Below are 14,704 nucleotides of genomic sequence, written 5' to 3' on the forward strand. Positions count from 1 at the left end.
GTATTTACTTTATACCGAACAGACGAACATATATTCGCCCTGGGCGAATATATGTTCAGCATGGGCGATTATATGTTCGCCGACGTCGAATAAAGAAAAAGAAACCGTTTCAGATAGTTTTTCCGGTTGTGTTTCCAAATTTTTCTTCCAAGTTTTCAAAAATATAAGCCAGCAAGGCATCCATTTCCTCCGTCGTTACATCTGCCGTCAAGGAGAAACGGATACGGGACGTTCCTTTCGGAACGGTTGGCGGACGTACCGGAAGACAATAAAAGCCATGCCGGCGCAACTCTTCAGCCGTTAATACACAGTCCTCGTTTGCCCCGATGATAAAGGGAACGATATGACTCCGGGATATTTCTCCTCCGTGTCCCTGCAAGGCAGCTGCCAGCTTCCGGCTGATAGCGGCTAAGTGTTGACGCCGAACATTCATCTGCGGCAAACGCCGGAACAGGAAGGTTGTCCAGGCAATCTGGGCAGGAGGTAAAGCCGTGCTGAATATTAACGGGCGCATGGTATTGATCAAATACGTCCGAATCTCCTGACTACACAAGAGATAGGCGCCCATCGATGCCATCGCCTTACCAAAGGTTCCGACCAACAAGTCTATATCTTGCAGACAACCGCATTCTTCGGCTACACCCAAACCCCGGCTACCACGTACGCCAATAGCGTGCGCCTCATCAACATACAACAATACATTCGGATAGTTATGCTTCAATGCTACCAATCGGTTCAGATCAGCTACATCACCATCCATACTGAAAACACTTTCGGTCGCTACGATTACCTGCTCGTATCTGGGAGTTTCCTTCTGGAGAATCTGTTCCAAATGCTCATAGTCGTTGTGGCGATACCGGAGAAAAGATGTACCACTCAGTAACAAACCATCGATGATGCTGGCATGAACCAGCTTATCGGCCACCAGCAAAGTCTGCTTGTCTGCCAAGGCTGGCAAGATACCGGTATTGGCATGATAACCACTATTGAATACCAAAGCCGCCTCGCGCCCGAATGTTTCTGCCAGAAGTTGTTCCAAGACCTCGTATTCGGTAAAGTTTCCCGTCAACAAACGAGAAGAAGACGACGACAAGGGGCAATCCGAATCCCGCAGCCAGTCCAGAAATTCATTCCGTAATTCCCGATCATTAGCCAAGCCCAAGTAATCGTTCGACGAAAGATTCAGCATCCGCTGCCCGTCTTGTTCGATCCATTTTCCCTGATGAACGGCATGCGGCAAACTGCGCAAACTGCCATTTGCCGCCAATTCATGCAATATTTTCTGATAATCTTTCATGATAAAACCCGCAATAAACCGGTTGTTAATTGATGGAGTTCTTCGGGCGAGATGATAAAGGGCGGCATTACATATACCAACTTTCCAAAAGGACGTACCCAAATACCTTCTTCCACAAATCGCCGTTGCAACGTAGCCATATCAACAGGTTCCTTCATCTCGACTACACCAATAGCACCCAAAACCCGAACTTCGCGCACCGAAGGGAAGTCGGCAGCCGGCGCCAGTTCCGCTTTCAGCTGCGTCTCAATCCGACGGACCTTTTCCTGCCAGCCACTTTCCAATAACAAAGAAACCGAAGCCGAAGCAACCGCACAAGCTAACGGATTTCCCATAAAGGTTGGACCATGCATAAAACATCCGGCTTCTCCGGAACAGATCATATCGGCAATCGGTTGCGTAGTAATTGTGGCAGATAAAGTCATATACCCACCAGTCAAGGCTTTTCCGATACACATGATATCGGGTTCTACACCGGCCCATTCCCAAGCAAAGAGCTTTCCGGTCCGTCCGAAACCAGTAGCGATCTCATCGAATATCAGCAATACGTTGTATTGATTACATAATTCGCGGGCACGCACCAGGTAAGTCGGTGAATAAAAGTACATGCCTCCGGCACCTTGTACAACCGGTTCGAGTATCAAAGCCGCAATATCCTCGGCATGCTGGCGAAGCAAATCCTCCAAAGGCCGGATGGCTTCTTCGTTCCATTCATCAGAAAAGCGTACGGAAGGTTGCGGAATGAAATACTGCACAGGCAGACTTCCGGCAAAAATACCGTGCATTCCTGTTACCGGATCGCAGACCGACATGGCATGCCACGTATCACCGTGGTAACCGCTTCGGATAGTAGCAAACGCATGCTTCCGGGTTTTTCCCTGTGACTGCCAGTATTGGATTGCCATCTTCATGGCAACTTCTACCGCTACCGAGCCAGTATCAGCCAAAAAGACCTTGTCCATCGAAGGAGGAAGTATCGGCAATAACTTCGAAACCAGTTCGACTGCCGGCTCATGTGTAATACCTCCAAACATAATGTGGCTCATTTTCTTCAGCTGAGCCTCGGCTGCTACATTCAAAACCGGATGATTATACCCATGAACCGCCGCCCACCAGGAAGACATGCCGTCGATCAGTTCCCGACCGTCAGCCAAACGGATGCGGACACCTTGCGCACTTGCCACCGGATAAACAGGAAGCGGATCAATTGTTGAAGTATAAGGATGCCAGATATGTTCACGATCGAATGTCAATAATGCTTCTGTTGTCATTTTTCCCAATCAGTTTGTTCCGTCAGCGAATAGCCTTCGGAGGTGAATAATTGCCTGTCTGCTTCCACCCGGCTGCCGATTGTCGTCAGTAAATCACCGATAATGGCCGAGTTGATACCTATATATAAAGCCTTACGCTGTACCGCTTCACTCAACTGGGCACGGCCACCGGAGAAACGCAAATAGGCTTTCGGATTGATAAAACGGAAAAGAGCAACCGTTGTCAGGAACTCTTCTTCCGATAAAGGAGCCGTATGTTCCAGCGGAGTACCGGGAATTGGCTGCAATAAGTTAAGAGGTATGGAAAGAATCTCTTCCTTTTGGAGGAAAAGAGCCATTTCAATACGCTGTTCCATCGTCTCTCCCATCCCGATAATACCGCCACAACAAACGCGAAAGCCAATTTCACGGGCCGTATGAATCGTTTCCATCTTCTGTTCAATCGTATGTGTTGTACACAGTTCCGGGAAATACGACGGAGCTGTTTCGATATTACAGTGATAATTCTCCACACCACTATCATACAAAGCCTGTAATTCTTCGCGCCGCAATAAGCCCATCGAGGCACAACATTTAATAGAACTCTGCTGCTTGATCGCCTTGACCGTTTCCACAATCTGCTGCATGTCTTGTGCGTTAACACGCTTTCCGCTGGTAACCAGGGCAAACCGTCCGATTCCCTGCCGTTCGTTATAGACAGCATGGCGTACACATTCCTCAGCCGGCAGTAAAGGATAGAGATTCACTTTTGTCGGATAATGCGCAGACTGGGCACACCATTTGCAATTCTCTCCGCAATTGCCGCTCCGGGCATTAATAATAGAACACGTATCAAGCTTGTTTCCCAGATAATGACGAGTGATTTCGTGGGCAGCAGTATACAAAGCCTCACGGTCAGCAGTCAATAATGACTTGGCCTGCTGCTCATCCAACCACCGGCCATCCAATACTTGTTGTTTTAATTCATCGACCAACATATTTCCTTTTTGCTAAATAAAAAAGCGGACAGACATCCCGAAGGATATCTATCCGCTTTCATCTATGATTTATTATAATTATTCCATTCGTTTTCTTCACCGGCAACAGCAGGCAAACCCAATACCACCGGACACAAGAAGCCACTGAGTCCTTTCAGTAGAAGTTCCGTTTCTTCTTCCCTTTTCTCTTCCTGTTCCTGTACATCTGCAGGTATCAGATCAGCAGACAAGCACAAACAACCATGTAACGAAAGATTCTTGGCCTGAAAACGTTCTGATACATGAGTGGCCAGTTGCCCAATGTTTACCGTATGATGAATACTGATAAAAGCAGCATACGCCTTCCGGCTCCATTTCCTGAAACGGAGCACAACCGGCTTATATGTGTACTGCTTTCTCATTCTCTATAAGCTTACAACCGGATTACTTGGCTACTTTTTCCAATCGCTTCAAGATAACGAAGATGAACAAGGCAGCCACCAAACAGATCGCAACCAATACACCCCAAACAATAGTTAAAGGAGCGCCCCACATCAACGCCGGAATACTAACCAACAAGTTACCGATAGCAGTTGAAACGAACCAACCACCCATCATCATACCGGCATATTTAGGAGGAGCCACTTTCGATACAAACGAAATACCGATTGGTGAAAGCAACAGTTCGGCAAATGTCAGGATCAAATAAGTAGTGATCAATAGATTCGGAGTAACATCTGCCATATGCTGCGGCTGACCGGCTGCATCGAATGTCGGAACAGGAAGACCGATAGAACCGACTGTCATCAAAATGTAGGCAACAGCAGCGACAAGCATACCCAACCCTATCTTCAACGGAGCAGAAGGTTCTTTTCCTTTCTTGGCTAACATACCGAACAAGGCTATCGAAACCGGAGTCAAAGCTACGACAAAGCAAGCATTGAAATGCTGGAAGATCGGAGCACTTACATTCGTTACATCGGGTAATCCGTTGTATTTATAGATCAATCCGCCCACTGCGGCCAAAATAACAGCCAGAGAAATGATTTTACCTTTTCCGGTTGTACTTTGGAACAAACCAAACAAACCGTACACTACAAGAATACCAAATACCAAGTTGATGACATCAAAAGCCATGCTGGCAACACCTGTTGAAGTAGTTGCAGTATAATCGCGGGCAAAATAAGTCAAAGTAGAACCGTTCTGATGGAATGCCATCCAGAAGAAAATAACCACGGCAAAAACCAAACAGAGACAAACGATACGTTCTTTGGTTGCAGCCGGACTTAATTCTTCGGCCGTCGAGTTCGAGGCAGCAGCAGTTGCCTTACTACGATCAGCGTGTTTAAATGTTCCGCGGAAAAGATAATAAACAAGCATGGAGAAGATCAGAGAAGCACAAGCCACAGCAAAAGCCAAATGATATGAATCAGCCTCGCTCATACCTAATGAAGTTTGTGCCCACTCCATCATCTTGATCGCTGCAGTCGGAGCAAACATGGCACCGATATTAATAGCCATATAAAAGATTTGGAAACCAGAATCTCGCTTGCTTGAGAAACGAGCTTCATCATATAAATTACCGACCATTACCTGTAAGTTTCCTTTAAAGAGTCCTGTTCCCGCACAGATCAAAGCCAAGGCACCGCCCATAGCAGCAATAGCAGGTATACCAGTTCCCAAGGGAATAGCCAATAACAAGTAACCGAAAAACATGATCGTGATACCAATTGTCACCATCTTCCCAAACCCGAACTTATCTGCCAGCATACCTCCGAATAATGGCAAGAAATAAACGAATCCCAGGAAAACAGAATAAATCAAACCGGCTGTTCCTGTTGAAAAGCCAAAGTTCGCCTGTAAAAATAATACAAATACTGCGAGCATGGTATAATAGCCAAAACGTTCTCCCGTATTGGCCAAGGCTAACGCATACAATCCTTTAGGTTGTCCTTCAAACATAAAAGTATAAGTTAAATATTGATTAATAATTTATTGAATTATCTGCTTGATTGCTCCTGTTTCCGGATAGAAATAAACTTTTACCGGAGCTTTCTTATCTTCAAACATCACCGGAGCCAATGCTTCCTGTGTACCGAACTGAGTAATCTGAGCTTCGCCTTTATACAAAGACTTGCGGCTGGTAAAGATTTCGATTCCGGCTTTTCCCGGTACATTATATACGATACCTTTCAAACTCTTCTCTTTCTTCTCTGCTTCTTTCGGATCCAATTGCGGAGCCCGTTCAATAGCTTTCAGATTCATATAGACAGGCTGGCCTCCCAAATCGTCGGCATCCACCACACCTAAATGTTCAGAGAAACGGAACAAGATTTCTTTTTCCAGATCACCAGTCGGTTCAACTGTTACTTCATAATGTTCAGTCGTACGGGTCATAACTCCAACAAATAAATTAGTCAGAGCCTGTTCCTGAGCTTCCAGTTCTTCAATTACCAACTGCATGGCTTGACCATCAGGCGGCAAATTATCGGCCTCACCGGTCAGGATATTCATCCGGCTTTCCCGAATACGATAAATCTGCTTGGCAGCCACTTCGGCCTGTTTCGCTGTCGAACCGGCCATCAGCAGTTCTTCTGAGAAGACAGAAGCGTCGGTTGCTACGGCTTTCTTTGCCTTTTTGGCTGCATTATCCGCTTCTTTTGTCGAATCAGGCGTATATTCCGCATTGATAGAGCACAACAAACCTTCTTCCGTCAAGTAAGCATACGGAGCAACTGTTCCCGGCTTAAACGAAACCATATACGTATTGTTCTTATCAGGCACACCACGATTAACTAATTTTACTTTACCTAATTCGTAATATACCTCATCATCTGTAATTACTTTCTTTACGCCCAAATATTTCTCGGCATATTGATAATATGGACCTGCTTTACAAGTCACCTTGGTTACTTCTGCATCGACAACCAGTTCAGTCTTCGGCAACGAATAAGCCACTCCGTAATCATTTGCCTTGACCGCATTGGCTTTCACCACCTTTGTCTGTGCCACAGCCGAAAACGACAATAGCAGTCCTGCCAGTAAAACGATACTCTTTTCCATATCACTGATTCTTTTTGTTCTTTTCCTTTTTTACGGTTACAAACATACAAAATTTCTTGTAGTTAGACAACATTTCTTATTTCACCACCAGAAAAGTAAAGCAATAACAAACAAAGGGGAACATGCCCATAGCACATTCCCCATTCAAAGTGTGTGTGTAATTATGAAAAGGTTGAAAAGTATTTAATGCACATTAGCACGCGTATCCCACCACATTTGTTTACCCCACGTATTGTCAACGATTTCGGCAGCGGCTGCTTCTACATTTTCCTTATTATACTGATATTCATTATCAGGATATGGCATACGGAACGGAACATCGTTATGAATTGTACCAAAGATACAGAACTTACCCGGATATTCGCCCGATGTCTGGATTTCCTGAGGATAACCGGTACGGCGGTATAAACTCCATGCCTCACAGTTTTCCTTAAACAAAGCCACCCATTCTTCCATATAGATCCGTTCAAAGGAGTTATCCCATTTTCCGGCATTCGCCAAATACGTTTCGGCATCAGTTGCAGAAACGCCATTGTCATCCATGGAAATTTTCACAGCAGTCTCGTATGCTTCCTGAGCAGAGATACCTACATTCCAACCTAGCAAGGCTGCTTCTGCCATGATGAAATAGTTTTCACAAGATTTCAAAACCGGAGTAAAACCAGCCGGATCTTCACGATACATAACGCCCATACGAGATATTGTCTGAATATTCGAAGGAGCAGCCAAAGCCCCGTTTTCGTAACCTCTGTATTCTCCATCAGAAGAAGCTGGTTGCATGATAGCAGAAATACGAGGATCATTTGTACTCTTCAGATGATTGACAAAGATATTACTCATTCCATAGTCATCACGTGTACGGAAATCGTTGTAATAAGGTTCATAATAAGGAGACGAACCTTGCCAGTAGAAGTAAGCATTTTCATCACTGGAAGAAAGAACCGGATAGGTTGCCAAATCCTGACAAACTTCTTCAATGGTACTTTTAGCTAAGTCAGGAGCGACATTCACAATACGCATAGCAGCACGCAAACGTAAGGAATTACAGAACTTCTGCCATTTCTTGGTATCACCATTAAACAAGAAGTCACCATCTCCAATATTATCAGAGCCTAATCCTTCAGCCATCTCATCAGCAATGGCTTTCAGATTTTCCAAGATAGCCGGATAGATAATCTCCTGAGAATCATATTTGGCCTTCATCAAGCCTTCTTCCACTTGATTTGCTTCCGTAAACGGCATATCACCAAACTGGTCGGTATTCAGTAACCACAGATATTCCTTAAAGATACGAGCTGCCCAACGGATATTCTTAAAATCCTCTGCATTTTCTTCTGTTTGAGCCAGAATATCATCCAACTGAACATTCATACGATAACAGTTTGAGAACTTGTTTCCATACGTATTGTTCGTTGGAAGGTAATTGTAGTTATCCATATATTGGATTTTGGAAATATAGCCCGCCCATGCTTCTGTTGCATCAAATCCACCATGATTGCTCATTGTTGAACGTAACACGTATCCCAACATATTGGTGGGTGAACCTGTTTCCAATGCATCCGGATCACTATTTATATCATCAAAGTTACTGGTACAACTACCCAACATCAAAGTTACAGCCAAGGAAGCCAGTGTTGTGAGTTTAAATATATTTTTCATATTCAATGCGAGTTAAACGATTAATTAAAATGTAAGATTTACTTTCAGACCAAAACTACGAGATGACGGAACAGCTGACTGTTCGAATCCAACACCACGGCTATCACTCGATACACCACCGGTTTCCGGATCCAGTCGCATCTTATTTGATTTATGTACCCACAATAAAGCCAGGTTATTACCAATCAACGATACAGTTGCATTACTGATATAACGAGTCTTTGCCATCCATGCTTTTGGGAAAGTATATGAAATATAAGCCTCACGCAGTTTCAAGAAAGAACCATCAAAAGTGTAATATTCTGCAACGTCATTCTTAAACCAACTATAGGCATCAGTCTTAATCGTATTAGTTACCCAGTTACCATTAGCATCCTGCATAACAAAACGTTCATCGTCCATCACATCCACACCGGCAACTATTGCACGTTCACGAATACCATTCTCTGCAGTAACAATAGAAGTACCTGCCGTATAACTGTGACTCATTGTCTGAGACCAAATATCACCGCCAACACGCAAATCCAACAAGAATCCAAAGTTGAAATTCTGAATAGTGAAATCATTTCGCCAGTTCAACAGGAAATCTGGAGTTACATTTCCGAAATTAACTGCACTTTCCGTCTGTGCCAATCCATTAGAATTCACTTTGATGGCACCTATCTGATCGGCAGTTGCCGTTCCTGCTTTTACATCATCCGCCGTTATACGAGCGAATCCGGTTCCTACCAAGGAGCCCCACTTCTCACCTTCAACAGCCTGTGTAGCAACGCCCCAAGTCCAACCTATACCATACGTATCCAATCCCATTTCCGGATACAACTCGATAACCTTACTGTTATCCTTTGAGAAGTTGAACGTACTGGTCCAGTTCAAACCTTTCTTGCTCTGCAAGATATCACCACTCAACTGGATTTCCACACCCTTGTTCTGGATTTCACCGGCATTGATCAACAAAGAAGAATATCCGGTTGAATAAGGAACAGTTACATTTAATATCTGATTTGTTGTCGTCTTATGATAGTAAGCGACATCCAAACGCAAACGATCATGCAAGAAACCTAATTCGGCACCAACTTCCCAAGTCTTGATACTTTCCGGTTTCAAATTCTCGTTCGGATAAATTGTACTCTTATAAATCTGAGCGACGCCATTGAATGAACCGTCCGTATCCAGATAATAATAGGCACGATTACGATAAGCTGTCGTTGCATTACCAATTTCAGCCCAACCACCACGCAGTTTCAAGAAAGAAAGTGCAGAGCCGTCACCTTTCAGCCAAGGCAACGTTTCAGTAGCGATCCAGCTCAAGCTGGCAGAAGGATAGAAGAACGCCTCATTGATTGTTGAGCTCCAGTCATTACGGACACTGACATCCAAATACAGCTGATTTTTCCATCCTACCGAAGCATTGGCATATACAGAGTTTGAACGAATATGGCTATGATCCATACTTGTAACTGCATCTCCTTTCTTATTGGCAATGGTATAAACACCCAATACGGTCAATGCTGCGGCTCCAAATTCTGTATTTTCCCAAGATACATCTCGATAGTTGGCACCAGCCATGGCGGTAATATTGAAGTCTCCAAACGTTTTGTTGAAACTGGCGATCAAGTCTAAGTTCAATTCCGTATTCTTATCGTTTGTCTGCAAGAAACCACCTTCCGGATAGTCAGAGCGGTCAATATAATGACGCTCAAAAGCAGTAGAATTATAATAATCCAAACCAGCACGACCTTCGATCTTCAAGAAATCGAACGGCTGATAGTACAAAGAAGTCTTGCCAAACACACGGTCACGCTGGTAACTATTGGTATTTTCATAAACTGTAAAATACGGATTCATGTGATAATTGGTATTCCAGTTGTAATAGGTATAATTACCTGCAGCATCTTTCTGATCCCAGTTTTCTTTCAAGGTCTGCATATTAATCTGTCGTCCGGACCAAGCAAATAAAGAATTGATCGGGTTATTACCACCATATCCCTGACCTACCAAGTTATCACTCTGTGTACGCGTATAACTGGTACTCAAATCATACGTAAAATATTTGTTCAACTTGATAGACGTATTCAAAGAAGCCGAATAACGTTTCTGATCCGTATTGGGAACCGTACCGGTCTGACCACGATAAGAAAGAGAAGCACGGGTACTGGCCTTTTCAGAATTGGCTGCTACCGAGATTGTATGATTCTGTGACACACCAGTCTGGAAGAAATCCTTTACATTATTAGGACGAGAAACCCACGGAGCCTTCTCTCCGTTACTATCATATTGTACTAAATTCAATCCGGCATCCAAACGAGGTCCCCACGATTCATCATAGAAGTCGTTGATACCATTCGAACCATCCACCCAATTGAAACCATACTGCTCGGCATATTCCTGATAAGTCAGATCCGGAGCATTCAGTTGCCAGTGATATTCATCACCATTATTACCTTGTCCATAAGAATTTTGCAGTTTAGGTAAATTAGCTACTCGGTCAATCGTAATATTACCATCATACGAAACCTTTACACCATTCCCTTTCTTTCCTGATTTGGTAGTAATCAAGATTACACCGTTACCGGCACGCATACCATACAATGCAGCGGAACCACCTTTCAGTACCGTCATTGATTCGATATCCTCCGGGTTGATATCATTCAAACCCGAACCGTAGTCAACACCCGTATATGTATCATCACCTGTACGCTGCGTATCATTCGAGATAGGTACACCATCCACTACAATCAACGGCTGCTGATCAGCTTGCAAAGAAGAGTTACCACGAATAGATATACGGGAAGAAGCACCTACGCTACCACCAAACTGATTTATCTGTACGCCGGCCACCTTTCCTGATAAAGCACTCGTCACATTCAACTGTCCGGCTTTAGTCAAATCTTCCGAACCAACTTCCTGCACAGCGTAAGCCAATGATTTTTTCTCGCGGGTCAAACCCATAGCTGTTACAACCACTTCATCCAAATTATGCGAATCGGCAGCCAACTTGATTGTCATCTGTGGTTTTACCGGCAATTCTTGGCTTTGCATACCCACATACGAAATTTCAAGTGTTTTGGCTCCTTCCGGCACTTCCAATGAAAATGCTCCGTCAAAATCGGTTACGGTACCTGTCGTTGTCCCTTTTACTATAACCGTAGCCCCTATCACAGGCATATTATCCTCTAAAGATATAACCTTACCTGTCACCTTCGTTGTCTGAGCTGTTGCAATCATCGACCCCATACAAGCGGAGGCTGCAACCAACAAAATTAGCCTTCCTTTTTCCATCTTCATTTCCTTAAGTTAGTTATTACATCTTTCTGAATCCGATAATTAAATAACACATTCTTTTTAATAGAATCTTTTTGCCTTTGATTCAAACGACCGACAAATCTCATTCCATATTTATTACTATCAACCAAGTCCAAACGCAACTTTTATCTTGAAATAAATCAGAAGCAGGCCTAACTACTAATCTATATCTCGCGTTTACAGTAATAATTTATTCTCTCAGTTTTCTGTCAGAAAATAAGTTTCAAGTTTACATTGCTTTTGACATTCAAATCAACTCTAAAACTTTTTCCTTCTTTCCAAACGGACTCAGTTGCGTTTGTACTAAATCTGTTTTGGGAGAGAAATCAGATAGACTTTGACAATAAAATAAGAACACATTTTAATTATTTACCTACTTGCCTTATTTGTCAATTTTAACAGCTATACTTAAAATCACAAAAATCAAAAAACGATATTTTTCCATTTTTATGCAAATAGGCGAATTCATATTTTTATTATTCATAATTATTTCAGCCGTAAAACTAATAATAAATCATTTTAAAACAAAATAAAATCACATTTTAACACTTTAAAGGCTATAATTTTAACAAACAAGTTTTATCACACTATATTAATATAACTAAAACAGACAAACATCTATTCACCTTATACTATCAACAAAATATAAAATACACTTTATCGAAATACTTTTTGAAAGAAAAGCCCTTTACATTTAGCGTAATAATACCATTTTATTTACAATTTGATATTTACACAAATTTGTATGGTTAATATCGGATATAAAACCCGTATGTTTCGATTCCGATTCTCGTATGATTCAATTTTAATCTTCACGAGTTTTGATCTGAAGAGAAAAAGTAAAAAGGAAATATATACCCACAAACGCCCCAAAAGACGTTGGGAATTCATCAAAATACGCCGGGAAATTGCTAAAATACGCCGGGAATTACGGAAAACATGCATAGAATATCCGTAGAACAAGATGCTATCCTCATTTTTTTCTTTATCTTTGCAAATGAACTAATTAATTTGAAACAACATGGAGTCTCTAAATCTAATAAAAAATGACCCGTGGCTGACACCGTATAAAGACGCCATCGAAGGACGTTATCAATACGTCGTGAACAAAGAGAAAAGTTTGACGAACAATGGAAAAATGAGTTTGTCTGAATTTGCATCTGGTTATCTTTATTTCGGCTTACACAAGACCACCAAAGGATGGATATTCAGGGAATGGGCCCCAAATGCAACTGCCATCTATCTAATAGGTACATTCAATAACTGGCAGAAGTGTGAGGAGTACAAACTGACCCGTATAGCAAATGGTGTATGGGAAATTATCCTACCCAGTGAAAAGTTAAATCATCAAGACTTATATAAATTGTGGGTTGAATGGAACGGTGGATGTGGCGAACGTATTCCTGCATGGACCCGCCGAGCCGTACAAGACCCTGACTCTAAAATATTCAGTGCACAAGTCTGGAATCCGGAGAATCCTTATAAATTCAAGACTAAGAAATTCAAGCCCAACACATCTCCGTTGATGATCTACGAATGCCATATCGGTATGGGTACTAACGAAGAAAAGGTGGGTTCGTATAATGAATTCCGTAAAAACGTTTTACCACGTGTGGTAAAAGACGGATACAATGCAATTCAGATCATGGCTATCCAAGAACATCCTTATTATGGTTCATTCGGATACCATGTAAGTAGCTTCTTTGCTGCTTCATCCCGTTTCGGCACCCCCGACGAATTGAAACAATTAATTGATGAAGCTCACGAACAAGGTATCGCCGTAATCATGGATATCGTTCATAGCCACGCCGTAAAGAATGAAGTGGAAGGCTTAGGACGTTTTGATGGTTCATATAATCTGTATTTCCATGGCGACGGACGACGTGAACATCCGGCATGGGATTCTCTGTGCTTTGACTATGGCAAAAACGAAGTACTCCATTTCTTGTTGTCAAACTGCAAGTTCTGGATGGAAGAATATAAATTTGACGGTTTCCGTTTCGATGGTGTCACTTCCATGTTATATTACAGCCATGGCTTAGGAGAAGCTTTCTGCAACTACGGTGATTATTACAACGGACATCAGGATGGAGATGCGATTGCATACTTGACGTTGGCCAACAAATTGATCCATGAAGTCAACAAGAATGCAATCACCATCGCTGAAGAAGTAAGTGGTATGCCGGGATTAGCTGCTAAGATCGAAGATGGCGGATATGGTTTCGACTACCGTATGGCTATGAATATTCCAGACTTCTGGATCAAGACGATCAAAGAAAAGAAAGACGAAGACTGGCATCCATCGGCTATCTGGTGGGAAACGACTAATCGCCGAGCTGACGAAAAGACGATCAGTTATGCCGAAAGTCACGACCAGGCATTGGTGGGCGATAAGACAATCATTTTCCGTCTGATTGACGCTGATATGTATTGGCACATGCAAAAAGATGATCATAACTTTATGGTTGAGCGAGGTATCGCTTTGCATAAAATGATTCGTCTGGTAACGGCTTCAACCATTAACGGAGGTTACCTGAATTTCATGGGAAATGAATTCGGACATCCGGAATGGATTGATTTCCCGCGCGAAGGAAATGGTTGGTCGTATAAATATGCCCGTCGCCAGTGGGATTTGGTTGACAACATGGATCTGAAATATCATTATCTGGGAGACTTTGACCGGGAAATGGTAGAATTGATTCGTAGTGTCAAGAATTTCCAAGACACCCCGATACAAAAAGTATGGGATAACGATGGCGATCAGATACTGGCTTATATGCGTAAAGATTTAGTATTTGTCTTTAACTTTAGTCCGAACAAGTCGTTTACCGACTATGGATTCCTGACACCTAAAGGGGAATATGAAGTTGTATTAAATACAGACGATCCAAAATTCGGAGGCTTCGGACTGAATGACGATTCTGTTCACCACTTCACCCTATTCGATCCACTTTACAAGAAGGAAAAGAAAGAATGGTTAAAACTGTATATCCCGGCACGTTCTGCCATGGTTTTGCGTAAGGTAAAACCTGCCAAGGAAGAAAAAGCAGTCAAGGAAGAAACAAAAGTGACAAAGAAAGCTTCGAAGACAAAGACAGCAACAAAAACAACAACAAAAAAGACAACCAGTAAAAAACAGAAATAATTGATAA

The 14,704-nt window shown here is 42.7% G+C and carries 9 protein-coding genes; 1 reads left to right on the forward strand and 8 read right to left on the reverse strand.

Annotated elements, in window-relative coordinates:
* Positions 1-109: 109 nt before the first annotated feature.
* The 8 genes from MUN53_RS09220 to MUN53_RS09255 all read right to left on the reverse strand — a co-directional run bounded on the left by MUN53_RS09220 (position 110) and on the right by MUN53_RS09255 (position 11,528).
* Positions 110-1,297, reverse strand: a complete 1,188-nt coding sequence (locus tag MUN53_RS09220) for an 8-amino-7-oxononanoate synthase (RefSeq protein ID WP_243325004.1) — start codon at positions 1,295-1,297, stop codon at positions 110-112.
* The gene (bioA, locus tag MUN53_RS09225; RefSeq protein ID WP_243325005.1) at positions 1,294-2,568 is read right to left on the reverse strand and encodes an adenosylmethionine--8-amino-7-oxononanoate transaminase; all 1,275 of its coding nucleotides are present in this window, start codon (positions 2,566-2,568) and stop codon (positions 1,294-1,296) included. The genes MUN53_RS09220 and bioA overlap by 4 nt, the downstream gene beginning before the upstream one ends.
* A complete protein-coding gene (gene bioB, locus MUN53_RS09230) occupies positions 2,565-3,542 on the reverse strand; it encodes a biotin synthase BioB (protein ID WP_394803065.1) in 978 nt (325 codons plus the stop codon). The genes bioA and bioB overlap by 4 nt, the downstream gene beginning before the upstream one ends.
* Positions 3,543-3,607: 65 nt before the next feature.
* Entirely contained in the window at positions 3,608-3,946 is a 339-nt protein-coding gene (locus MUN53_RS09235; protein ID WP_243325007.1) for a hypothetical protein, read from the reverse strand.
* 22 nt (positions 3,947-3,968) lie between these two features.
* A complete protein-coding gene (locus tag MUN53_RS09240) occupies positions 3,969-5,486 on the reverse strand; it encodes a peptide MFS transporter (RefSeq protein WP_022455223.1) in 1,518 nt (505 codons plus the stop codon).
* 30 nt (positions 5,487-5,516) lie between these two features.
* Positions 5,517-6,587 (reverse strand): DUF4831 family protein, encoded by a 1,071-nt coding sequence (locus tag MUN53_RS09245; protein WP_022455222.1) that lies wholly within the window; start codon positions 6,585-6,587, stop codon positions 5,517-5,519.
* A gap of 183 nt (positions 6,588-6,770) precedes the next feature.
* On the reverse strand, positions 6,771-8,246 hold the full coding sequence (locus MUN53_RS09250; RefSeq protein ID WP_243325009.1) for a SusD/RagB family nutrient-binding outer membrane lipoprotein: 1,476 nt from the start codon (positions 8,244-8,246) through the stop codon (positions 6,771-6,773).
* Between the two features lie 24 nt (positions 8,247-8,270).
* A complete protein-coding gene (locus MUN53_RS09255) occupies positions 8,271-11,528 on the reverse strand; it encodes a SusC/RagA family TonB-linked outer membrane protein (protein WP_243325011.1) in 3,258 nt (1,085 codons plus the stop codon).
* Positions 11,529-12,573: 1,045 nt separating this feature from the next.
* Between MUN53_RS09255 and MUN53_RS09260 the strand changes: the two genes are divergently transcribed.
* Positions 12,574-14,697 carry an alpha amylase C-terminal domain-containing protein gene (locus tag MUN53_RS09260; RefSeq protein WP_243325013.1) on the forward strand — a complete coding sequence of 708 codons (2,124 nt, stop codon included), beginning with the start codon at positions 12,574-12,576 and terminating at the stop codon, positions 14,695-14,697.
* Positions 14,698-14,704: the final 7 nt, after the last annotated feature.

The organism is Parabacteroides faecalis (assembly GCF_022809355.1).
Classification (GTDB): Bacteria; Bacteroidota; Bacteroidia; order Bacteroidales; family Tannerellaceae; genus Parabacteroides; species Parabacteroides faecalis.

What these genes read in the sequence shown, in the direction of transcription:
- MUN53_RS09255 (WP_243325011.1), bottom strand. Translation starts at nt 11,528, where the DNA reads ATGGAAAAAGGAAGGCTAATTTTGTTGGTTGCAGCCTCCGCTTGTATG.
- MUN53_RS09245 (WP_022455222.1), bottom strand. Translation starts at nt 6,587, where the DNA reads ATGGAAAAGAGTATCGTTTTACTGGCAGGACTGCTATTGTCGTTTTCG.
- MUN53_RS09250 (WP_243325009.1), bottom strand. Translation starts at nt 8,246, where the DNA reads ATGAAAAATATATTTAAACTCACAACACTGGCTTCCTTGGCTGTAACT.
- MUN53_RS09240 (WP_022455223.1), bottom strand. Translation starts at nt 5,486, where the DNA reads ATGTTTGAAGGACAACCTAAAGGATTGTATGCGTTAGCCTTGGCCAAT.
- bioA (WP_243325005.1), bottom strand. Translation starts at nt 2,568, where the DNA reads ATGACAACAGAAGCATTATTGACATTCGATCGTGAACATATCTGGCAT.
- MUN53_RS09260 (WP_243325013.1), top strand. Translation starts at nt 12,574, where the DNA reads ATGGAGTCTCTAAATCTAATAAAAAATGACCCGTGGCTGACACCGTAT.
- MUN53_RS09235 (WP_243325007.1), bottom strand. Translation starts at nt 3,946, where the DNA reads ATGAGAAAGCAGTACACATATAAGCCGGTTGTGCTCCGTTTCAGGAAA.
- MUN53_RS09220 (WP_243325004.1), bottom strand. Translation starts at nt 1,297, where the DNA reads ATGAAAGATTATCAGAAAATATTGCATGAATTGGCGGCAAATGGCAGT.